1 protein-coding gene is annotated in these 587 nt (G+C 46.2%); it reads left to right on the top strand.

Annotated features, from left to right (window positions below):
- The coding region (locus tag R7Z50_RS29285) for an ATP-binding cassette domain-containing protein (protein WP_318149989.1) at positions 1-587 on the top strand (587 nt) is incomplete at both ends.

Here is a 587-nt window from a genome sequence, read left to right as displayed (position 1 = left end):
AGCTAAAAATTGGTTATGTGCCTCAGAAACTGAAACTCAACGACTCTTTGCCGCTAAACGTTATCCGTTTCTTAAATTTAGCAGGAAAGTACAGCAAACAAGAATGCCTTGATGCATTAAGACTAGTTGGTGCAGAGCACTTAATTAAGAGCAACATGCACCGCCTATCTGGTGGTGAAAACCAACGTGTCCTACTCGCCCGCGCGCTGCTACAACGCCCTGACTTGTTGGTTCTTGATGAACCAGCTCAAGGTGTTGATGTTCAGGGACAAATCGATCTATACGATTTGATTGAAAGCATCCGTCACCGCTTCGATTGCGCTGTGTTTATGGTATCTCATGATTTGCATTTGGTCATGGCAAAAACAGACGATGTGATTTGTTTGCACCACCACGTTTGTTGTTCGGGATCACCAGCAACGATCACTCAGCATCCTTCTTACATAGCATTGTTTGGTAACGCAGCGAGAGAATCACTCGCGTTTTATCATCACGACCACGAGCATCACCATCACGATTTGTCTGGCTCTCCAGTATCGGGCGACGCTACCTCGTGCTCTAACCATAGCCACGGACATCATCACCAT

Source organism: Vibrio sp. 1249-1 (assembly GCF_033340495.1).
This window is presented reverse-complemented; position numbering and strand designations above follow the sequence as displayed.